This is a genomic window from Paraburkholderia rhizosphaerae, from assembly GCF_004366595.1.
GTDB classification, from domain to species: domain Bacteria; phylum Pseudomonadota; class Gammaproteobacteria; order Burkholderiales; family Burkholderiaceae; genus Paraburkholderia; species Paraburkholderia rhizosphaerae.
The window spans coordinates 122,508-143,101 of record NZ_SORE01000003.1; the positions used below are offsets into that span (position 1 = coordinate 122,508).

The following is a 20,594-nucleotide window of genomic DNA, read 5'->3' on the forward strand; positions in this document are numbered from 1 at the left end:
GCGTACCTGAAAGTACGCCGGCGTATGGGTATCGTTGACGCTGACTGAACGGCTTTACAGCACCGACTTCAGCAGACGCGCCATTTCCGACGGGTTCTTCGTGACCTTGATGCCGCAGCCATCCATGATCTCGAGCTTCGCTTCAGCGGTGTCCGCACCGCCGGAGATCAGCGCGCCGGCGTGGCCCATGCGCTTGCCCGGAGGCGCCGTCACACCCGCGATAAAGCCGACCACCGGCTTCTTCATGTTGTCCTTGATCCAGTGCGCGGCGTTCGCCTCGTCCGGACCGCCGATCTCACCAATCATGATGACGGCGTCAGTATCCGGATCGTCGTTGAACATCTTCATCACGTCGATGTGCTTCAGACCGTTGATCGGGTCCCCGCCGATGCCGACTGCCGACGACTGGCCCAGACCGAGCGCGGTCAGCTGACCCACTGCTTCGTACGTCAGCGTGCCCGAACGCGACACGACGCCGATACGGCCCTTGCGGTGAATGTGGCCCGGCATGATGCCGATCTTCAGTTCGTCCGGCGTGATCGTGCCGGGGCAGTTCGGTCCGAGCAGCAGCGTCTTGCGGTTTTCGCGGCGCATGCGGTCCTTGATTTCGATCATGTCGCGCACCGGAATGCCTTCGGTGATGCAGATCGCGAGATCGAGATCGGCTTCGACCGCTTCCCAGATCGCGGCCGCGGCACCTGCCGGCGGCACGTAGATGACCGACACGGTCGCGCCGGTTTCGGCCTTCGCTTCCTTGACGCTTGCGTAGATCGGAATGCCTTCGAAATCTTCGCCGGCTTTCTTCGGGTTCACACCCGCGACGAATGCTTCGCGGCCGTTTGCGTATTCACGGCATGCGCGCGTATGGAACTGACCGGTCTTGCCGGTGATGCCCTGCGTGATGACCTTCGTGTCTTTGTTGATCAGAATCGACATGTATTGACCTCTGTTCGTTTGGCTTCGCGTCGCCGGCGCCCGTCACGCGTGTTGCGAAGTTCCGCATGCGTGTCTGCCGCGCGCTCGCGCCGCCATTCGTATCCGGTGATTAGCGCTGGCCTTAAGCCTTCTTGCCCGACGCCGCCGCGACAACCTTCTGCGCAGCCTCTTCCATGCTGTCCGCCGAGATGATCGGCAGGCCCGATTCGGCAAGCATCTTCTTGCCGAGGTCTTCGTTCGTGCCCTTCATGCGGACCACGAGCGGCACCTTCAGCGACACGGCCTTCGACGCCGCGATCACGCCTTCCGCGATCACGTCGCAGCGCATGATGCCGCCGAAGATGTTGACGAGAATCGCCGTCAGGTTCGGGTTCTTCAGCATGATCTTGAACGCTTCGGTGACCTTCTCGGTCGTCGCTCCTCCGCCGACGTCGAGGAAGTTCGCCGGCTCGCCGCCGAACAGCTTGATGGTGTCCATCGTCGCCATCGCGAGGCCTGCGCCGTTCACCAGACAGCCGATGTTGCCGTCGAGCGAGATATACGCGAGGTCGAACTTCGACGCTTCGACTTCAGCCGGATCTTCTTCGTCGATATCGCGGTACGCGACGATTTCCGGATGACGGAACAGCGCGTTCGAATCGAAGTTGAACTTCGCGTCGAGCGCGATCACCTTGCCGTCACCGGTCAGAATCAGCGGGTTGATTTCGGCAAGCGATGCGTCCGTTTCCCAGAACGCCTTGTAGAGACCCTGCAGAATCGCGCGCGCTTGCGGCACCGAAGCGTCCGGCACGCCGATCTTCTTCGCGAGACCGTCGGCTTCGGCATCCTGCAGACCCTTCGACGGATCGACCGCGACCTTGTGGATCGCATCGGGGTGCTTCTCGGCGACTTCTTCGATGTCCATCCCGCCTTCGCTCGACGCCATCACGACGACCTTCTGCGATACGCGATCGATCACCAGACCGACATACAGTTCCTTCTTGATGTCAGCGCCTTCTTCGATCAGCAGGCGATTCACCTTCTGGCCTTCCGGACCGGTCTGGTGCGTGACGAGCTGCATGCCGAGAATCTGATTCGAATACTCGCGCACCTGGTCGAGCGACTTCGCGACTTTCACGCCGCCGCCCTTGCCTCGGCCACCCGCGTGGATCTGAGCCTTCACGACCCACACCGGGCCGCCCAGCTCTTCAGCGGCCTTGACCGCGTCGTCCACCGAGAACACCGGTTTGCCGCGCGGTACCGCGACTCCGAATTTCCGCAGGATTTCCTTACCCTGGTACTCGTGAATCTTCATGCGTGATTCCCTTCAGTCTTGAGAGTTGGATAGAACTTCTTTTCCGGCTGTCTCCTCAGCGGCTGCGTGCGCAGCCGACGCGCTGGCGCGCGACACCTCGCGAGGTTGCAGCGAGCGCGGTGCGTGACCGTACCAGCGCGGATAGAACTGCCGTACCGCCTCGCCATCGAATCGCAGCGTATGGCAGCGACCCAGCTGGAATGGCGGTTTATCGTTTGTATTTTCGCGTGAACTTTCGTTCGAGTGCGTGCCGGCTCCTGCCCGCACGTCCGCTGCGGCGTGATTGCCGATCTCGCCGGGGCTTCCCTGCGCCGTGTTCCACACTTCGCCGGCAAAGGCTTGTATCGCGGCGCTCGGCAGCACCGCGCAAAGCTCGGTGAGATGCGTGCAGCCGACGGTGCCGCCAAGCAAACGCGTGGCGTGACGGCGGAAGTTATCGAGGAGGTTGAGCCCGATAAGGGCACGATAAGCGGAATTGGACGCTTCGCAAAGGCCCGGATACGGAACCCAGGCCGACGACGCTTCGGCGTCGACGACATTGAGCTTGCGATCGATGGTGATGCGAAGCCAGAGTTCATGGATCGGCAGGCCATTGGGCCGGACACCCGACGCGAGCGCGGTATCGCGCGGCTTGACGTCGGTGACGCACGCCTCGATATCCCACAGCCCGTCCGCACGCTCATAGGCATCCGCTCGGATTGCGCGGCTATGGCGCAATTGACGGGGCTCAGGCGGGGAAAGCGGCATGCGAAAGGAAGGAGGCCGGATTGGAAAACCGTTGGATTTTAGCATACCGGGTATCTACGTCCCGGCTTGGTCCGTGCGAACCGGATAGCGTTGGCGTTGGGATTTCGGGCGCGGCAGCGGTGCGGTACGGTGAAGAATTCGGCGCGACCTAATCGGCGCCTTCGTCGGCTGCCCAGTCTTCGTCGATGCCCTTGAGGATTCGGGAGACCACTGGTTGCGAAAATCCTCGCGCAACGAGAAAGCGTGCCTGCTTTGCGCGTTCCGCGGGTGTTTCGGGAAGTTGACCGTATTTCTTGCGCCATACGGCTTGCGCACGCGCGAGTTCCGTTTCGCGCAATTGCGCGGCGGTTTCTTCGATCAGCGAGGACCCGACGCCTTGCCGCTTCAGTTCGCCGACGATGCGGTTCGCGCCGAGCCGCGATGCGCGCCGGTGGACGAGGCTTTCGGTGAAGCGTGAATCGGACAGCCAGCCTTCCTGCTCGAGCGTGTCGAGCAGCGAGTCGAGCGAATTGCCTTCTTCGACGAACGGCTGCAGTTTGCGGGAGAGTTCGGTGCGGCTGTATTCGCGCCGCGACAGGTAAGCGATCGCACGGCTTTTCAGCGAGCGGCTCGGACGTTGGCGTCGTGACGCGGAGGAAGCTGAATCCGTTGAACCAGGTTGGCGGCGTGAACGGGTGTAAGTGGTTTCGCTGAGCGCGTCTGCGTCTGCGTTAGCGGCAGAGGAAGGGTCCAGGCCCAAACGGGAATCTGAACTGGAACCGGATAGGGCTGAAGGTCCACGACCCGCCGCCCGGTCATGCTCATCGAACGATTCGAAAGGATCGAAGCGATCGAAGGAATTGGCGACGGAGGTCGCTTGACCGCCTTCGCCCTCGTCGCGCGGGCCACCCGCGTCAGGTCGAGACACAGACACCGGTTGGCCCTTGCGCATCACGCGATACTTACTCTTCGCCCGCGACTTCCGCGTCTTCCGAGTCTGCGCCCACCGCATCGGCCGGCATCGCGTTCACACCCACCGACTCGCGGATGCGATTTTCGATTTCACGTGCGATATCGGCATTCTCGCGCAGGAATTCGCGCGCATTGTCCTTGCCCTGACCGATCCTCTCGCCGTTGTAGCTGTACCAGGCGCCCGCCTTGTCGACGATCTTCGCCTGCACGCCCAAGTCGATGATTTCACCCTGACGCGAAATACCTTCGCCGTACAGGATGTCGAAAATCGCTTCACGGAACGGTGGCGACACCTTGTTCTTCACCACCTTCACACGCGTTTCATTGCCGATCACTTCGTCGTTTTTCTTGATCGAGCCGATCCGGCGGATATCCAGACGCACCGACGCGTAGAACTTCAGCGCATTACCGCCGGTGGTAGTTTCCGGATTGCCGAACATCACGCCGATCTTCATGCGGATCTGGTTAATGAAGATAACGAGGCAATTCGTGCGCTTGATCGTACCGGTGAGCTTGCGCAGCGCCTGCGACATCAGTCGCGCCTGCAGCCCCGGCAGCGAATCGCCCATTTCGCCTTCGATTTCGGCCTTCGGCACAAGCGCCGCGACCGAGTCGATCACGATCATGTCGATCGAGCCCGAACGCACCAGTGCGTCCGCGATTTCGAGCGCCTGTTCGCCGGTGTCCGGCTGAGAAACCAGCAGGTCCGACACGTTCACACCGAGCTTCGCCGCGTACTGGATGTCCAGCGCATGCTCCGCATCGATAAACGCCGCGGTGCCGCCGAGCTTCTGCATTTCAGCGACGACTTGCAGCGTCAGCGTGGTCTTACCCGACGATTCCGGCCCGTAGATTTCGACGACCCGGCCACGCGGCAAACCACCGACACCCAATGCGATATCGAGACCGAGCGACCCGGTGGACACCACCTGAATGTCTTCGACCGCCTCACCTGCGCCGAGCCGCATGACCGACCCTTTGCCGAACTGCTTTTCGATCTGCGCGAGCGCGGCGGCCAGCGCCTTGCTCTTTTCAGCCGTCAGTCCAGCCGAGCCTTTCTTGCTTTCTTCCATGAATCGTCCTTTGCTATGATGAACGGCGCCTGTGCAGGCTGTGCATGCCCCTCCCGTTACATCACAACCCGGGCAGCACGGCAGTCGCAGACACTGTATAAAAAAACAGTAGTTTTGGCAAGTCCAATTAAGGCCAATTCGCGCGTGTACAGCATGTGTAAACACGCATGGCCAATCAGATGCCAACCCCACCACAATAAAGTTTCGGAAGACGCTGCGCGCCGGACACGCCGGTGCCGGCACGCCTGTCAGCGCACCATGCGAATTCTCATTGCCGAAGACGACAGCATACTCGCGGATGGTCTGATTCGATCACTCCGCCAATCGGCCTATGCCGTAGATCACGTGAAGAACGGCGTCGAAGCGGATACCGCGCTGTCGATGCAGACTTTCGACCTGTTGATTCTCGATCTCGGCCTGCCGCGCATGTCCGGACTCGAGGTGCTGCGCCGCCTGCGCGCACGCAATTCGAACCTGCCGGTGTTGATTCTGACGGCCGCCGATAGCGTCGACGAGCGCGTGAAAGGCCTTGACCTCGGCGCCGACGACTATATGGCCAAGCCGTTCGCGCTAAACGAACTCGAAGCGCGCGTGCGGGCGCTCACGCGCCGCGGCGCGGGCGGCGGTCCGACGGTCGTGCGGCATGGGTCGCTGTCGTTCGATCAGGTCGGGCGCATCGCGTACGTGAACGATCAGGTGATCGACCTGTCCGCGCGCGAACTCGGCTTGCTCGAAGTGCTGCTGCAGCGGATCGGCCGGCTCGTGTCGAAGGAGCAACTGGTCGACCACTTATGCGAATGGGGCGAAGAGGTCAGCAATAACGCGATCGAGGTCTACGTGCACCGGCTACGCAAAAAGATCGAGCCGAGCGGCGTGCGCATCATCACGGTGCGCGGGCTCGGCTACTGTCTCGAGAAAGCCACGCCGGCGCCTGCCCCGCAAGCCGCCGCGGCACCCGCGCAAACGCCCGAGCCCGTTGCATCGACGCTGATGCCGGCGAGCCATCCCTCCAAATAAGCCGACCCAGCGCCATGTCCGCTCGCGCAGATCGCGCCACGGCTGCTCCGGCGCACGCGGCGAACCTCGACGAAGAGCGCGACGTCCGCTACGAAAACCCGTTCGCACCCCCTGACGAAACCGAAGCGGCGGCCGACACGCGTCCGCGCTCGCTGTTCGGCGAGATTCTCGACTGGATGCTCGCGCCGCTGTTGCTGCTGTGGCCAATGAGCATTGCGGTGACTTATCTGGTTGCGAAGTCGATTGCAAACGGCCCGTTCGACCGCGCACTCGAAACCGACGCGTATGTGCTCGCGCGCCAGATCCAGCCGGTCAACGGCGTCGCCGAACTGCGGCTACCCGCTTCGACCAGCGATTTCCTGCGCGCCGACAATATAGATAGCGTGTTTTACCAGGTGCTGGGCACGCGCGGCGAACTGGTTGGCGGCGAGCGCGATATGCCTTTGCCGCACGAAGACGACCGGCCGCAGCCGGGCATCGTTGAATTCCGCGACGACGTGCTGCACGGCAACGACATCCGCGTCGCGTACACGACCGTCGAATTTCCGCAGACGCAAGGCGCGCAACCGGTGCTCGTGCAGGTCGCGGAGACGCTCGACAAACGCAGCGCGCTCGCCAACGACATCATCAAAGGCGTGATCCTGCCGCAGTTCGTGATCTTGCCGCTCGCGATCGTGCTGGTCTGGTTCGGGCTGTCGCGCGGTCTCGCGCCGTTGCACGCACTGCAAGCGCATATCCGCGCGCGGCGTCCGGATGACCTGTCGCCGCTCGAAGCCCGCCGCGCGCCGCCGGAAATCGAACCGCTCGTCACGTCGTTCAACGATCTGCTGACGCGCCTCGAACAGAACATGGAACTGCAAAAGCGCTTTATCGCCGACGCCGCGCATCAGATGAAGACGCCGCTCGCCGGTCTGCGCACGCAGGCGGAACTGGCGCTTCGGCAGGACGTATCGGCGGAAGTGCAGCGCTCGCTGCAGCAGATCGCGACCAGTTCGGAGCACGCGGCGCGGCTCGTCACGCAGCTGCTTGCGTTAGCGCGCGCGGAGAACCGGATGTCCGGCCACGTCTTCACACCCGTCGAAATCACCGATGTCGCGCGTCATGCGGTGCGCGACTGGGTGCAGGCGGCGCTTGTGAAGCGGATGGACCTCGGCTACGAAGGCCCGGATGCGCCGGTCGAAGTGGACGGCAATCCGGTGATGCTGCGCGAGATGCTGTCGAATCTGATCGACAACGCAATCCGCTATACGCCGCCTGGCGGACGCGTGACGGTGCGCGTGCGCGAAGAACCGCCGCACGACGCGCCGCATTGGGTACACCTCGAAGTCGAAGACACGGGACTCGGCATACCGGCCGCCGAGCGCGAGCGCGTGGTCGAGCGCTTCTACCGGATTCTTGGCCGCGAAGGCGATGGCAGCGGCCTGGGGCTCGCGATCGTCCGCGAGATCGCGACGATGCACGGCGGCACGCTGGCAATCGACGACAACGTCTATCAGGATTCGCCGCGCCTCGCCGGCACGCTCGTGCGTGTCAGCCTGCGGGCGCGCGGACGTGCCCGGGACTTACCCTAACCGTCAGGAAACGCGGGTCGGCGCCATCCGATCAAGTCGACAGGTTGACAGCAGTTGCATGCATGATGCACAGCACTTTTCGGAAGATTCGCGGTTTTCATAAAAACAACGCACACCGCAATCAGACAATTCCGAGTCAGTAGGCCGTAAGTTTCCGCTCCAATAATCGGGGGCACGGACCCGCCTATCCGGGCGACCGCGTGCATAAATTATTAGTGGAGACGACATATGGCTACCGTAAGCGGGCAGGTCTCGCACGCGCCGATGACAGCCGATGAGAAGCGGGTGATCTTCGCATCGTCGCTGGGCACGGTATTCGAGTGGTACGACTTTTATCTGGCCGGCTCGCTTGCGGTCTTCATCAGCAAGAGCTTCTTTTCCGGCGTCAATCCGACCGCGGGCTTTATCTTCACGCTGCTCGGCTTTGCGGCGGGCTTCGCGGTGCGTCCGTTCGGTGCGCTGGTGTTCGGGCGGCTGGGCGACCTGGTCGGCCGCAAGTACACGTTCCTGATCACGATCGTGATCATGGGCTTGTCGACTTGCGTGGTCGGCTTCCTGCCGGGATATGCGTCGATCGGCATTGCCGCGCCGATAATTTTTATCGCGATGCGGTTGCTGCAGGGTCTCGCGCTGGGCGGCGAGTACGGCGGCGCGGCCACTTATGTGGCCGAGCATGCGCCGGCGAATCGTCGCGGCTTCTACACATCGTGGATCCAGACGACGGCGACGTTGGGCCTGTTCCTGTCGCTGCTGGTGATTCTCGGCGTGCGCACGGCGATGGGCGAAGACGCATTCGGCGCATGGGGCTGGCGGATTCCGTTTATCGCATCGCTGATTCTGCTTGGCGTATCGGTATGGATCCGGTTGCAGTTGAATGAATCGCCGGCCTTCATGCGGATCAAGGCGGAAGGCAAGACGTCGAAGGCACCGCTGACCGAAGCGTTCGGTCAATGGAAAAACCTGAAAATCGTGCTGCTCGCGCTGTTCGGTCTGACCGCCGGTCAGGCGGTGGTGTGGTACACGGGCCAGTTCTACGCGCTGTTCTTCATGACGCAGACGCTGAAGGTGGACGGCACCAGCGCGAACATTCTGATTGCGCTTGCACTGCTGATCGGCACGCCGTTCTTCGTGTTCTTCGGTTCGCTGTCGGATCGCATCGGCCGCAAGCCGATCATCATGGCGGGCTGCCTGATCGCGGCGCTGACGTATTTCCCGCTGTTCAAGGCGCTGACGCACTATGCGAACCCGGCGCTGGAAGCGGCGCAGCAACGCTCGCCGATCGTCGTGATCGCGGACCCGAACGAGTGCTCGTTCCAGTTCAACCCGGTGGGCACGTCGAAGTTCACGTCGTCGTGCGACATCGTGAAAAGCGCGCTTTCGAAGGCGGGCCTGAACTATCAGAACGTCGCGGCGCCGCCGGGATCGGTCGCGCAGATCAAGGTCGGCGACGTGGTGATCAACTCGTTTGACGGCAAGGCTGCGAACGCGAAGGATCTGGGCAAGGCGTTTGAAGCCAAGCTGAGTTCGACGCTGAAGGCCGACGGGTATCCACCGAAGGCCGACCCCGCGCAAATCAACTGGCCGATGACCGTGGTGATCCTGACCATCCTGGTGATCTACGTGACGATGGTGTACGGACCCATCGCGGCGATGCTGGTGGAGATGTTCCCAACGAGGATCCGGTACACGTCGATGTCGTTGCCGTACCACATAGGCAATGGCTGGTTCGGCGGGTTTCTGCCGGCAACCGCGTTCGCGATTGTGGCGGCGAACGGCAACCTTTATTCCGGGCTGTGGTATCCGATCGTGATCGCGATGATGACGTTCGTGATCGGCGTGCTTTTTGTGCGGGAGACCAAGGACTCGAATATCTACGCGCAGGATTGATGGCGCGGCGGGTCGGGCGCTGCTTGCCGCCCTGCCCGCTGCTTTCGTTCATCATGTGATCTAGATCGAGTGTCCTAATAAGGGAAACGGCGGGGGTTGACGGCCTCCGCCAGCTTCCCTATAATTCACCCTCTTTGGCGAATTAGCTCAGTCGGTTAGAGCGACGGAATCATAATCCGCAGGTCCGGGGTTCGAATCCCTGATTCGCCACCAAATTGCACAAAAGCCCGCACTCTTATGAGTTGCGGGCTTTTTTGTTTAGCGCGGAAATCGGGGAGTTGCGGCGACACAAGCGGCGCAGCACAACCCCACCCTCGCTACTCAAGTCATAACCTGCCCAACCGATCACAGAGCTCGACACTCTCCGGCAACTCACCCAACTGCCGGAACACCGTCAGCCAATCTTCCAGATGCCACGTCTTGGCGACCCGCCCATCACGCATCTGATGAAACGAGTGAATCGCGAAACGAACCTGCTTCGACGTCGCTTCAATGCCAAGCAAATTCCCCGTTTGCGTGCCCGTCACCTGAGCGCGAACCCCGACACGGTCCCCATGGATGAGCATGTCGAGGATGTGAACCTCCATATCCGGCAGCGCAATCGAGATATCGGCGAAAATCTTGCTCATCTGCTCAGGACCGGGAGCGGCGCCCGGAGGCTCAGGAATGTATTCCCAGTCGGACGTGACTACCTGACGCAACAGCCCAACGTCTTTGGTCGAGAACGCTTGATAGAACTGTTCGATCGTTTCGCGTACCGCTTGCTCGCCGTGTGAAGTCATGACGTTGCTCCATGGAAGACATACAACAACGCACTGTATCGGACGATGTCGGGGCCCATCGCCCGCTGTCATCGCAAATCTATTTGCGCTGCCTAGCATACCGTGCGCTTAGGTCCATTGCAGTGGAGCATGGCCGCCTCATGAAAACCGACGACGGCGCCAGAACCCGTCTGGACGCCGCTACGCCGGTGAACCTGCAATATTGTCGATCAGCAAAAGCAGATCTTCTTCATCGGGCCGCGTCCCCCAGCGGCTATGTCCGGAAACGGTCGCGATTGCGATCCACGAATGAGGGGGAAACCACTCGAGCCTGAGCTGGTCCCCTCCTACAATCCGCAAACGGCCGGTATCGCACAGAAACTCCGCGTTGACCGTTTCTCCGTTAACGGTCTTGCTTGCAGTAACGGACATTGGCTCAGGCATCCTGTCCTCCGTGTTGTGCAGCCGCGTTGCGTGCCGGTTGGACACCCACGTCACCGGACGTTTTGATCGGCTGCTATGCAGTTCAGATGACGTTGCATTCTAGAAGCGACAGGAAGTAGCAGGTGCGACTGAACATTCAGTTGTGTAACTGAGGGTAACGCCACCGGATGAATGACAGAATGCCTACGACTCAATCTGCTGTGCCAATGCGGCAAAGCCGACGAATCGTGCCTGCAAACGAACGCGGAGCCTCAACCACTCCCACTAGCTGACTTCGATCACCACCTTCAACGCATGCGTATCAGCCGCGCGACTGAACGTGTCATACGCGTCAAGCGCATTGCTCAGCGAGAAGCGATGCGTGATCAGTTGCTCCGGGTGAAGGCGTCCCGCGCGCACGGTTTTCAGCAGCATCGGCGTGCTGACCGTATCGACGAGTCGCGTCGTGATCGCGACATTGCGGTCCCACAGCTTCTCGAGATGCAGATCCGCTTTCACACCATGCACACCGACGTTCGCGACGATGCCGCCTGGCGCAACCAGCGACGTGCACAGTTCGAACGTAGCCGGCACGCCGACCGCCTCGATCGCACAATCGACGCCGACTCCATCAGTGAGCCGCATCACCTCGGCCTCCGGGTCCTGGCCGCCCGCATCGACGCACGCTGTCGCACCGAATTGCCGGGCGACCTCCAGACGATTCGGATCACGATCGATCATCACAATCTGCGAAGGTGAATAGAACTGCGCGGTCAACAACGACGCAAGGCCGATCGGACCCGCGCCGACAATCGCCACCGTACTACCCGGCTGCACCTTGCCGTTAAGCACGCCACATTCGAATCCGGTCGGCAGAATATCCGACAGCATCACCAGCGCTTCCTCGTCGAGCCCCGGCGGAATGCGATACAGGCTGGTCTGAGCGTGCGGAATGCGCACGTACTCCGCTTGCGTGCCGTCAATCCGGTTACCGAGAATCCAGCCACCGGTCGCGCAATGCGAATACATGCCACGGCGGCAATAGTCGCATTGCCCGCATGACGAAATGCATGAAATCAGCACATGGTCGCCGACCGTCAACCCTTGCACCGCGGACCCGACGCTATCCACGATACCGACGCCCTCATGGCCCAATATGCGGCCCGGCTCGCAGGTCGGCACATCGCCCTTCAGAATATGCAGATCGGTTCCGCAGATCGTCGTGCGCGTGACCTTAACCACCGCATCGGTCGGCGCCTTGAGTTCCGGCATCGGTCGGTCGTCGAGCGACTTGTTGCCTGGTCCGTGATAAACGATTGCTTTCATACCTGTTCCTCCGTCCGCTAACGGTTGATACTGCCTCACCGAGTGTAGGTCGCGCTTCGCGCATTCACGTTGACTTGCGACAAACGCGTCCGCTAGCGAACGCTCAACGCATGGCATCGCGTGCGACGCCTGCAGCCAGGACCTCGTGGCGTTTGGGCCCATCGCTATGCGCTCGTCATCGAGTGCGCGCGGCGTGCCAGGTTGATTCGCATCAATGCAGCACGCGCCACGTCTCCTAGACTTAAAGCCAGGCCGGCGGCTCATTCGCCCGCCGCTCGTCACGGAGCGACTGCAATGACCTACAAAAGTCTTCTCGTCCATCTGGACACCAGCGAACGTGCGCCGCAGCGGCTCGACGCGGCGCTACAGCTTGCGCGGCGCTTCGGCGCGCATCTGACGGGCCTGTTTGCGACCTTCGAACCCGACTCCCGCGCGTTCTACGTAATGGCCGGCACAGCCAACTATTACCAGGCGCACCGGCAGCGGCGCGAACAGCAACTTGGTGCGCTCGAGCGACTCTTTCATGCGGAATCGCTGCGAGCAAACGTCGACGTCCGTTTCGTCCGTTCAAACGGTCCAGCGAATTCGAGCGTGCCCCAGCATGCACGTTACGCGGACCTCGTGATCGTCGGTCAGACCGACCCGGGCGACCCCGAGTCCTACATCGACGACAACTTCGTCGAATACGTGATGATGACGGCGGGTCGGCCCGTGCTGCTGCTTCCGTATGCCGGCACGTTCCCGAGGCTCGGCGAACGGATTCTGATCGCCTGGGACAGCAGCCGCGAAGCCGCGCGCGCCGCATACGACGCCGTGCCTTTTCTCACGCACGCGAAGAAGTGCATCGTCGTGACCGTGCGCGGGACGGCCGGCGAACCGCCAGGCGAGCGATTCGCGGGTGCCGACATCGCGTTGACGCTCGCGCGCCACGACGCATCGGTCGACGTGATCGAAGTCGACACAGCCAAAGACGCACCGATCGGCGACGTGCTGCTGTCGACTGCACACGATCAGGGCTGCGACATGATCGTAATGGGCGGATACGGACACGCTCGCTGGCGCGAACTGGTGATGGGCGGCGCGACGCGGACCATCCTGCGATCGATGACCATGCCCGTGCTGATGTCGCATTAGACGCGTTTCAGGCGGCGCACACGGCAAACGGATACGGCCAGATCGGCACCTGATAGAGGAGATGCGATGTACACCAATATTCTTGTTGCACTCGACGGCAGCGAAACATCGCAGCAAGCGCTCGAAACCGCACTGCGCGTCGCCTGCATCAGCGGCGCGCTGCTTCATCCGGTGTATGTCGTCGATATGCCGAGCATCGCATTCGGCACACCCGGGTTCAACCCGGCGCCGGTACGCGAGGCGCTGCGCAACGACGGCGAGCGCGTGATCGCCGTCGCGAGCGACCGCATGACCGCGATGCGTGTCGACGGCACCCCGCGTGTGATCGACACTGTGTCGCCCGCCGAGGGTATCGCACAACGCATCCAGCATGCGGCGCACGAATGCCACGCCGATCTGATCGTGATGGGCACGCACGGCCGGCGCGGCTTTCAGCGCCTCGTGCTCGGCAGTGTCGCGGAACAGGTCGTGCGCGGCGCAACCTGCCCGGTCCTGCTAGTTCCATTGCGCTCGCAACGTTCTTCTGGTGAAACCAACTCCGATCCCGCGGAAAAGGAACTGCGATGAGCTACAAAACCCTGCTGGTTCATATCGACGACAGCCGTCACAGCGCGGCGCGTGTTGCCGTCGCGCTCGATCTCGCGCTGCGCTTCGACGCACATCTGATCGGCCTCTATGTGGTCAGTCAGGATCTGTTCCAGCCGCTCTTCAAGCTGGACGACAGCCTGAGACTTTCCACACTGGAGGAACAGCACGCACTGCGGCAGTCGCAAGCACACGCCGCGTTTGTCGACGCCGCGCAACGCGCGGGGTGTAGCGTCGAATGGCGCGCGCCGCCCGGACCCGCGGTCGAAACGGTCGCGCTGCATGCCCGCCATGCGGATCTGGTCGTGCTCGGTCAGCGCGATCCGGAGGATCCGGCGTCGTATGTTGCGCGCCATTTCATCGAAGACGTGCTGATGGAATGCGGCCGCCCGGCGCTCGTTCTGCCGTATGCGGGCAAAGTCGAGACACTCGGCGAGAACGTCGTGGTCGCGTGGGATGGCAGCGTTGAAGCGGCGCGCGCACTGACCGACTCGCTCGCGCTGATCGGACGCGCGCGTTTCGTGACGATCGTATCGGTCGGACGGCACGGCCGCGATGCACCGCCCACCGCAATCGACGTGTCTACGTTCCTCGAGCGCCACGGCATCCAGGCGTCGTTTTCGACCACGCCTGCCGTCGCCGGCGTGAGCACCGGCGCGACGCTGCTGAACCATATCGCCGATCTGCACGCGGACCTGCTCGTGATGGGCGCGTTCGGCCATCCGCACGCACAGGAACGCGTGCTTGGCGGCGTGACCCGCACGATGCTCGAATCGATGACGGTGCCGGTGCTGATGTCGCATTGAATGAACGCGCCGCGCGCCTGGCACTGCCGACGCGCGCATGCACGCGACAAACCGTCCGCGATTCACCGTTGCCGATGCGTATGTGTGGGCCACGATGTGGCATGAACGCTCGGGCGCGCAGATCGGTCATCTGAAGAACCTGCTCGCATATGTCGAGCGCATCGAAGCAAGACTGTCGGTGAAAAAGGCGTTGAACGACGAAGCCGAACTGGACGCGCGTCACCACTCGCGCCTCGCCGCGTAAGCTTCGAAAGCTGCTTGCCTGCTGGTGCGACGGCTCGCGCTCGCGCTGCCCACGGCGCTGCGCGTGCCTGCGCACTTCGCCTATCATCGGTGACAAAGCGCGGAATGTGCGCGAATGCGTACCTCAATGCATTGCGCCCCCGCCATTCACACCGGGATTCAGGAGGCTACCTTGCCGCAATCGAAGATCCAGGCTGTCTACATGCGCGGCGGCACCAGCAAAGGCGTGTTCTTCCGCGCGGACTGGCTGCCCGCCGACGCCGCGCAACGCGACCGCATTCTGCTGCGCGTGATCGGCAGCCCCGATCCTTACGGCCAGCATATCGACGGCATGGGCGGTGCAACGTCCAGCACCAGTAAGGTCGTGATCGTCGGCCCAGCGTCGCGCGCGGACTGCGACGTCGACTATCGCTTCGGGCAGGTCGCCATCGACAGGCCGGTCATCGACTGGTCCGGCAACTGCGGCAATCTGACGTCGGCGGTCGGCCCGTTTGCGATCGCGCAGGGCCTGGTCGACGCACCGCGCGACGGCATCGCCATCGTGCGCATCTGGCAGGCGAATATCCACGCGAAAATCATCGCGCATGTACCGATGCGCAACGGCGAGGTTGTCGAAGAAGGCGATTTCGAACTGGACGGCGTCACCTTCCCGGCTGCCGAGATCAAGATCGAATTCCTCGACCCGGCCGGCGACGCGGACCCGGACACGCCGGACACCGGCATGTTCCCGACCGGCAACGCGCTCGACACGCTCGACGTGCCCGGCATCGGCGCGCTCGAGATGACGATGATCAATGCGGGTAATCCGGCGATCTTTATCGATGCCGCGGCGCTCGGCCTGACCGGCACCGAATTGCAGCGCGATGTGAATAGCAACGCCGCGCTACTTGAGAAAGCTGAAACCATCCGCGCGCATGCAGCGGTACGCATGGGCCTTGCGCAAACCACCGAACAAGCGACGACACAGCGTCCGCACACGCCGAAGCTCGCGTTCGTCGCGTCGCCCGCGAGCTATGTCGCATCGAGCGGCAAGCCCGTCGACGCTGCGACACTCGATCTGAACGCACGCATCTTTTCGATGGGCAAACTGCACCACGCGATGACGGGCACCGGCGCCATCGCGATCGCAGTTGCAGCGGCAATTCCGGGTACGCTCGTCCACCGGCTCGCGCGTGGCGCGGGTGGTTCGGTGCGCTTCGGCCATCCTTCGGGCAGTCTCGCAGTAGGCGCGCAAGCGGCGCAGAAGGACGGCGTCTGGACCGTGACGAAGGTCGTGATGAGCCGCAGTGCGCGGCGACTGATGGAAGGTGGGGTCCTGGTACCCGCCGCCGCGATCAGCGACGGCGTCTGAACGCGAGCGTGACCGCCGACTGCGGTGCCGCATGGCGGGGCTTGTTCGGCGACGGCGGCTCGTCATCGGCGTCGACGACGCCGTCATGCCACGCCTGTTCGCGCGTGCGGAACGTTTCCCACGCGACGCCTTGCGGATCGACCGTCCACGATTTATCCGACACCGCGTAGCCGCATTGCGCGGCCGCCTCGTCTTCCGCGGCAGTTTCCGCCAGCGCGAAACGGTTGCGCATTTCGGTGAGCTCTTCTTCCGTTTCGACCTGAATGCCGAAATGATCGATGCCCGAGCGCGCAAGACGCTGCGAGATCGCAAAGTTCACCGCGGGGTCGGTCAGTTCCCACTTGCAATAGTTGTGCTTGCGCACGGTCGGCTCGATGCCGCCGAACATCGCGCTATAAAAGCGGATGCTCTCGGCCAGGTCTTCGACTGAAACGTGAATGTGCATACGCTTCATACGTTCGCTCCACAGCAGTTCAGGGCTTCGTCGCGCACGCCAGCACACAGGGCATCGGCACGCGAATGTCGTCGCCGTTTCGATACGGCGCGCATTGTTCCAGCACGGACTTTTCGATCGATGCGAGTGCTTGCGCCGTCTGCGCTTTCAGCATCGCGCCCATCCGCACGCCGCCGTGCAGCATCATGTGAAACGCGGTCTCGGGCGCGCGCGTTTGCAGCGTCTGACTCACTTCACTGATTTGCGGGTCGATAAATCCGACCGCACGCAGCGTCCGCTCACACTCGGCCCAGTCACTAAAACGCGCGAATGGCGGCCCCGGCGGCAGCGGCACATCCAGACGTCCATATGTTTCGACTGCCTTCAAAACGAAACCGAAGCCGACCGCGCGGTCCGGCGTTGACCAGACCGTGAAGCCGATCTTGCCGCCGCTACATAGCACGCGAAACGCTTCGGCGAGCGCTTTGTCCGGATCCGCGAAATGCAAAAGGCCAAAGCTGATGCCGACGGCGTCGAAACTGCGATCGGCAAACGGCAACGCGTCCGCGCTGCCGCGACGGAACTCCACACCGGGATACGCGAGCGTCGCCTCGTCGATCATCGCTTGCGCGAAGTCGACGCCGACCGTCTGTGCGCCACGGCTCGCCGCAACACCGGCGACGTACCCGGGCCCGGTAGCGACATCGAGAAAGCGCGTGCCCGCGCGAACATCGAGCGCGTCGAGCAATGCGCCGTTGGACTGCTTCGTCACTTCACCGAAACGCGGTTTATAGGCGGTTGCAATCTGCTCCCAGCCTTTAAGTTCGAAAGCGGTGAAGTCGTCCGGTTCCATGCGTGTTGCGTCCTCTATTCTGGTGGTCGGCGCAGTATGTATCGCCGACCATGATATGTGATCGTAAGGGCACGCGCGACAAGCGTCCAGCGCGCGCCGCTCAGCTGGGCATCCGGACAATTACCATTGGGAAACTTCGGCCGCCTTGTCGGACCCGAAGAGGGATCGATATGAACGAACATGTACAGCGACCGCACGATTCAGGGTCGAGTCAATACGTGCGTATCGCTCATCAAAGCGCAGCTAGCAAACGTCGCGTGACGAAAGCTTGCGCCGCATGCGCGAAAATCGTTCAAACGTGCTGTACGGTGAACTCATTCAACACATTGCACAGTGCATCGACCGCCTGCTCGGTGACCGCGTTATAGAGCGACGCACGCAACCCGCCGACCGAGCGGTGGCCTTCGAGGCCGACGATGCCCTGGTCGTGCGCGGCCGCAATGAACGCCTGATCGAGCCGTTTGTCACCGAATGTGAAGGACACGTTCATCTGCGAGCGCCAGCGCGTGTCCGCGTGAAGCGTGACCGCATCGCCAAGCGCGTCGAGCGTCGCATAAAGCCGCTTCGACTTGGTTTCATTGGTGCGCTGCATCGCCTGCAGGCCGCCGACGTCGAAACGCAGCCAGCGCGTCACCAGCATCAGCACATAAATCGCAAACACCGGCGGCGTGTTGTAGTTCGAACCGTGCAGAACATGAGTGCGCAAATCGAGAATCGCGGGTAGACCATCGGGAATCCGGTCGAGCAACGCACGCTCGATAACCGCGACGGTGACGCCCGCCGGCCCGAGGTTCTTCTGCGCATGCGCGTAGATCATCGAGTACGCGTCGGGGCGGATCGGCTTCGACAGGAAGTCGGACGACATGTCGGCGATTAGCGGCGCCGCGATTTCACCGGTATCGCATGCGGGGAACTGCAAGCCCTCGACCGTTTCGTTCGACACGTAGTGCAGATAAGCCGCCGACGCTGGGATATCGAGCGCGCGCAGGTCCGGCAACCGGGTGTAACCGGTCGCCTTGCCGTCCCACGCGACGTTGCACTTCGTCACCTTCGCGGCTTCAACGGTCGCCTTTGCGCTCCAGTAGCCGGACGTCACATACTCGGGCACCGCGGCCGCGCGCGCGGCGAAGTTCATCGGGATGGTCGCGAACAGCAGACTGCTGCCGCCTTGCAAAAACGTAATCGCGTAGTCATTCGAAATACCGAGCAAATGCCGCAGGTTCATCTCGGCTTCTTCGAGCACCGAGCGGAACCATTCGGAGCGGTGGCTCATGCCGAGCACGGACATACCGGTGTCCGGAAGCGCGACGATCGCATCGCGTGTTTGCGCAAGCACGGTTTCGGGCAGCGCGCCGGGGCCACCGGAAAAATTAAGAGCGTTGGATTTCATGTTCGATCCTGCGGGCATGCAGCGTGTGCGATCAGTTGGTGACGCAACGCGAGCCCGATTCGGCACGCCATTCGGAGCGATGTCGAGCCATCAGACAGTGACAACGGTATCAAGCCCGGGCACGATGCAAAGGCGAGAACAAAGGGCCGAAATCCCGCCTGTTCGCGCAAGCTGGCCGCATCGGCAGGCCATAAGGTCATGCATCGTGGTGCACGTTTTACCTTGCACTCGCCTTTCGTTTGGATCGCATGTGTCAAGATTTCGAATGCGGTTTCGAACGACCGCCTCCGGTTGAGAATGCAACCATTGCAACCGCGGATGTAACCGGTGTTTAAACTGAATGACAGAAGGATCGATATGGCGCCTGACGCGCAAGCTGCCGGCGGCGGCCCATCTCAATCGTCGGCCGTCGACGTCCACGGCACGCAGAAGACTATCGCGATACTCACGGACGCACTCGATACGGATCCGCTGAACAACGGTCTGCATGCGGCGCTCGCCGACGTGTTGCGCGATGCGGGTGACGAAGCTGGCTATCTCGCGCACCGCATCGCCGTGGAGACCGCCAACCTGATTAGCGCGACGGCGGCTGACGCCGGCGCAAGCGTCGAAGCGATTGCGGAGATTCGCTCGGCACTACCGCTTTTCAATCTGGCGACCGCGTTCTATATCCGCGGAAACTACCCGTCGGCGGCGCGCTGGTTCGAACACACGCTCGCGATCGAACCGGACCTCGCGATCGCGCATCAGAACTTCGCCGCCGTGCTCGATATGCTGGAGCGCCCCGACGACGCCCAACAGCACCGTAGCCGCGCCTACTCGTTGCAGCGCGTATTCGTCGAAGCAGCGGAGCATGCGACCCATCGCGTGCTGATCCTGTGCGCGGGCCGCACGTCGGGCAACGTGCCATTCGACACGTTGCTGCCGGCAAGCCGGAGCTACCGGATCAAATACGCGATTGATTGCGCGAGCGAGGTGGAGGACCTTCAACTGCCGTGTTATGACCTCGTGTTCAATGCGATCGGCGAGCCCGATGTCGCGCAGCCGCTGCTCAATCGCGTCGAAATGTTCGCGCGGCGCAGCGGCCGTCCGCTGCTGAACCGTCCGGCCGCGATCATGCAGACGCAGCGCAATCGGTTGCCGGCGTTGTTGGCCGATATCGACGATGTGCTGATTCCACCTTGCATGCGTATCGATCGCGCGCTGCTATCGCGCGACGAGCTTGCCGCGCAGCTCGACGAAGGCCGCATTGGCTTTCCGCTGCTGCTCAGGCCGCTCGCGAAACATGGCGGCGAAGGCGTGTCGCTGCATCAGTCGCTCGATACGCTGTGGCCCGCGGTTCAAGCACTCAACGCGCCGTGTTATCTGACGATGTTCCGCAACACCTGCGGTGCGGATGGCTATTTCCGGAAGTACCGTAGCATCTTCGTCGATCGCCGGCCGTTTCCTTACCATCTCGCGATCGCTTCACAATGGATGGTTCACTATTTCTCCGCGGATATGACCGCACATCCGTGGAAGCTCGACGAGGAGCGGCGCTTTCTCGACGATCCGCGGACCGCGCTCGGTGAACGCGCGACGCGCGCGCTTGCAGCAATTGGCGAGCGGCTCGATCTGGATTACGCAGGCATCGATTTCACACTGCTCGACGACGGACGCGTGCTGGTATTCGAAGCGAACGCGACGATGCTCGTCCATCGCGAAGTGACCGACGGCGTGTTCGCGCACAAGAATGCGCATGTCGAGCGGATCGTCGATGCGTTCGAGCAGATGCAGGCAGCGCGCTTGCGCAAACAGCCGTAACAACGAAACA

20 protein-coding genes and 1 tRNA gene are annotated in these 20,594 nt (G+C 62.3%); 10 read left to right on the forward strand and 11 right to left on the reverse strand.

The window, feature by feature from the left end:
- Positions 1-54 precede the first annotated feature (54 nt).
- From sucD to recA, 5 genes are all read right to left on the reverse strand, one after another.
- The gene (gene sucD / locus BX592_RS04600; RefSeq protein ID WP_134190484.1) at positions 55-936 is read right to left on the reverse strand and encodes a succinate--CoA ligase subunit alpha; all 882 of its coding nucleotides are present in this window, start codon (positions 934-936) and stop codon (positions 55-57) included.
- A gap of 121 nt (positions 937-1,057) precedes the next feature.
- Entirely contained in the window at positions 1,058-2,230 is a 1,173-nt protein-coding gene (gene sucC, locus BX592_RS04605) for an ADP-forming succinate--CoA ligase subunit beta (protein ID WP_134190485.1), read from the reverse strand.
- 12 nt (positions 2,231-2,242) lie between these two features.
- On the reverse strand, positions 2,243-2,977 hold the full coding sequence (locus BX592_RS04610) for a DUF2889 domain-containing protein (protein ID WP_134190486.1): 735 nt from the start codon (positions 2,975-2,977) through the stop codon (positions 2,243-2,245).
- A 148-nt stretch (positions 2,978-3,125) separates the two neighbouring features.
- Positions 3,126-3,911, reverse strand: coding sequence for a recombination regulator RecX (gene recX / locus BX592_RS04615; protein ID WP_243849315.1), 786 nt, complete (start codon positions 3,909-3,911; stop codon positions 3,126-3,128).
- 7 nt (positions 3,912-3,918) lie between these two features.
- Positions 3,919-5,001, reverse strand: coding sequence for a recombinase RecA (gene recA / locus BX592_RS04620; protein WP_134190488.1), 1,083 nt, complete (start codon positions 4,999-5,001; stop codon positions 3,919-3,921).
- 258 nt (positions 5,002-5,259) lie between these two features.
- Here recA and BX592_RS04625 point away from each other — a divergent pair, with 258 nt between their 5' ends.
- The 4 genes from BX592_RS04625 to BX592_RS04640 all read left to right on the forward strand — a co-directional run bounded on the left by BX592_RS04625 (position 5,260) and on the right by BX592_RS04640 (position 9,689).
- Complete coding sequence (locus tag BX592_RS04625) at positions 5,260-6,018, forward strand: response regulator transcription factor (RefSeq protein ID WP_134190489.1); 759 nt, start codon at positions 5,260-5,262, stop codon at positions 6,016-6,018.
- A gap of 14 nt (positions 6,019-6,032) precedes the next feature.
- The gene (locus BX592_RS04630) at positions 6,033-7,589 is read left to right on the forward strand and encodes a sensor histidine kinase (protein ID WP_134190490.1); all 1,557 of its coding nucleotides are present in this window, start codon (positions 6,033-6,035) and stop codon (positions 7,587-7,589) included.
- 228 nt (positions 7,590-7,817) lie between these two features.
- A complete protein-coding gene (locus BX592_RS04635) occupies positions 7,818-9,476 on the forward strand; it encodes an MFS transporter (RefSeq protein ID WP_134190491.1) in 1,659 nt (552 codons plus the stop codon).
- A 136-nt stretch (positions 9,477-9,612) separates the two neighbouring features.
- Positions 9,613-9,689: transfer RNA gene (locus tag BX592_RS04640), tRNA-Met, on the forward strand.
- A 113-nt stretch (positions 9,690-9,802) separates the two neighbouring features.
- On the opposite strand, the gene BX592_RS04645 is transcribed toward BX592_RS04640, so the two are convergent.
- From BX592_RS04645 to BX592_RS04655, 3 genes are all read right to left on the reverse strand, one after another.
- Entirely contained in the window at positions 9,803-10,258 is a 456-nt protein-coding gene (locus tag BX592_RS04645) for an ester cyclase (protein WP_134190492.1), read from the reverse strand.
- A 180-nt stretch (positions 10,259-10,438) separates the two neighbouring features.
- Complete coding sequence (locus BX592_RS04650; protein WP_243849316.1) at positions 10,439-10,669, reverse strand: hypothetical protein; 231 nt, start codon at positions 10,667-10,669, stop codon at positions 10,439-10,441.
- Positions 10,670-10,945: 276 nt separating this feature from the next.
- Entirely contained in the window at positions 10,946-11,986 is a 1,041-nt protein-coding gene (locus BX592_RS04655; protein WP_134190494.1) for a zinc-dependent alcohol dehydrogenase family protein, read from the reverse strand.
- Between the two features lie 294 nt (positions 11,987-12,280).
- Between BX592_RS04655 and BX592_RS04660 the strand changes: the two genes are divergently transcribed.
- The 5 genes from BX592_RS04660 (at position 12,281) to prpF (ending at position 16,105) form a co-directional block, all read left to right on the forward strand.
- On the forward strand, positions 12,281-13,120 hold the full coding sequence (locus BX592_RS04660; protein WP_134190495.1) for a universal stress protein: 840 nt from the start codon (positions 12,281-12,283) through the stop codon (positions 13,118-13,120).
- A 66-nt stretch (positions 13,121-13,186) separates the two neighbouring features.
- A complete protein-coding gene (locus BX592_RS04665) occupies positions 13,187-13,687 on the forward strand; it encodes a universal stress protein (RefSeq protein WP_134190496.1) in 501 nt (166 codons plus the stop codon).
- On the forward strand, positions 13,684-14,511 hold the full coding sequence (locus BX592_RS04670; protein WP_134190497.1) for a universal stress protein: 828 nt from the start codon (positions 13,684-13,686) through the stop codon (positions 14,509-14,511). The genes BX592_RS04665 and BX592_RS04670 overlap by 4 nt, the downstream gene beginning before the upstream one ends.
- Positions 14,512-14,548: 37 nt before the next feature.
- Positions 14,549-14,755, forward strand: a complete 207-nt coding sequence (locus BX592_RS04675; protein WP_243849317.1) for a glutathione S-transferase family protein — start codon at positions 14,549-14,551, stop codon at positions 14,753-14,755.
- A gap of 126 nt (positions 14,756-14,881) precedes the next feature.
- Entirely contained in the window at positions 14,882-16,105 is a 1,224-nt protein-coding gene (gene prpF / locus BX592_RS04680) for a 2-methylaconitate cis-trans isomerase PrpF (protein WP_208327854.1), read from the forward strand.
- Here the strand turns inward: prpF and BX592_RS04685 are convergent.
- From BX592_RS04685 to serC, 3 genes are all read right to left on the reverse strand, one after another.
- Entirely contained in the window at positions 16,089-16,559 is a 471-nt protein-coding gene (locus BX592_RS04685; protein ID WP_208327848.1) for a VOC family protein, read from the reverse strand. The two genes, prpF and BX592_RS04685, sit on opposite strands and share 17 nt — an antisense overlap.
- Before the next feature lie 19 nt (positions 16,560-16,578).
- The gene (locus BX592_RS04690) at positions 16,579-17,391 is read right to left on the reverse strand and encodes a class I SAM-dependent methyltransferase (RefSeq protein WP_134190499.1); all 813 of its coding nucleotides are present in this window, start codon (positions 17,389-17,391) and stop codon (positions 16,579-16,581) included.
- Between the two features lie 292 nt (positions 17,392-17,683).
- Positions 17,684-18,781 carry a 3-phosphoserine/phosphohydroxythreonine transaminase gene (serC, locus tag BX592_RS04695; RefSeq protein ID WP_134190500.1) on the reverse strand — a complete coding sequence of 366 codons (1,098 nt, stop codon included), beginning with the start codon at positions 18,779-18,781 and terminating at the stop codon, positions 17,684-17,686.
- A 327-nt stretch (positions 18,782-19,108) separates the two neighbouring features.
- Between serC and BX592_RS04700 the strand changes: the two genes are divergently transcribed.
- Positions 19,109-20,584, forward strand: coding sequence for an ATP-grasp domain-containing protein (locus tag BX592_RS04700; protein ID WP_134190501.1), 1,476 nt, complete (start codon positions 19,109-19,111; stop codon positions 20,582-20,584).
- Positions 20,585-20,594: the final 10 nt, after the last annotated feature.

What these genes read in the sequence shown, in the direction of transcription:
- sucD (WP_134190484.1), bottom strand. Translation starts at nt 936, where the DNA reads ATGTCGATTCTGATCAACAAAGACACGAAGGTCATCACGCAGGGCATC.
- sucC (WP_134190485.1), bottom strand. Translation starts at nt 2,230, where the DNA reads ATGAAGATTCACGAGTACCAGGGTAAGGAAATCCTGCGGAAATTCGGA.
- BX592_RS04610 (WP_134190486.1), bottom strand. Translation starts at nt 2,977, where the DNA reads ATGCCGCTTTCCCCGCCTGAGCCCCGTCAATTGCGCCATAGCCGCGCA.
- recA (WP_134190488.1), bottom strand. Translation starts at nt 5,001, where the DNA reads ATGGAAGAAAGCAAGAAAGGCTCGGCTGGACTGACGGCTGAAAAGAGC.
- BX592_RS04625 (WP_134190489.1), top strand. Translation starts at nt 5,260, where the DNA reads ATGCGAATTCTCATTGCCGAAGACGACAGCATACTCGCGGATGGTCTG.
- BX592_RS04630 (WP_134190490.1), top strand. Translation starts at nt 6,033, where the DNA reads ATGTCCGCTCGCGCAGATCGCGCCACGGCTGCTCCGGCGCACGCGGCG.
- BX592_RS04635 (WP_134190491.1), top strand. Translation starts at nt 7,818, where the DNA reads ATGGCTACCGTAAGCGGGCAGGTCTCGCACGCGCCGATGACAGCCGAT.
- BX592_RS04645 (WP_134190492.1), bottom strand. Translation starts at nt 10,258, where the DNA reads ATGACTTCACACGGCGAGCAAGCGGTACGCGAAACGATCGAACAGTTC.
- BX592_RS04650 (WP_243849316.1), bottom strand. Translation starts at nt 10,669, where the DNA reads ATGTCCGTTACTGCAAGCAAGACCGTTAACGGAGAAACGGTCAACGCG.
- BX592_RS04655 (WP_134190494.1), bottom strand. Translation starts at nt 11,986, where the DNA reads ATGAAAGCAATCGTTTATCACGGACCAGGCAACAAGTCGCTCGACGAC.
- BX592_RS04660 (WP_134190495.1), top strand. Translation starts at nt 12,281, where the DNA reads ATGACCTACAAAAGTCTTCTCGTCCATCTGGACACCAGCGAACGTGCG.
- BX592_RS04665 (WP_134190496.1), top strand. Translation starts at nt 13,187, where the DNA reads ATGTACACCAATATTCTTGTTGCACTCGACGGCAGCGAAACATCGCAG.
- BX592_RS04670 (WP_134190497.1), top strand. Translation starts at nt 13,684, where the DNA reads ATGAGCTACAAAACCCTGCTGGTTCATATCGACGACAGCCGTCACAGC.
- BX592_RS04675 (WP_243849317.1), top strand. Translation starts at nt 14,549, where the DNA reads ATGCACGCGACAAACCGTCCGCGATTCACCGTTGCCGATGCGTATGTG.
- prpF (WP_208327854.1), top strand. Translation starts at nt 14,882, where the DNA reads ATGCATTGCGCCCCCGCCATTCACACCGGGATTCAGGAGGCTACCTTG.
- BX592_RS04685 (WP_208327848.1), bottom strand. Translation starts at nt 16,559, where the DNA reads ATGAAGCGTATGCACATTCACGTTTCAGTCGAAGACCTGGCCGAGAGC.
- BX592_RS04690 (WP_134190499.1), bottom strand. Translation starts at nt 17,391, where the DNA reads ATGGAACCGGACGACTTCACCGCTTTCGAACTTAAAGGCTGGGAGCAG.
- serC (WP_134190500.1), bottom strand. Translation starts at nt 18,781, where the DNA reads ATGAAATCCAACGCTCTTAATTTTTCCGGTGGCCCCGGCGCGCTGCCC.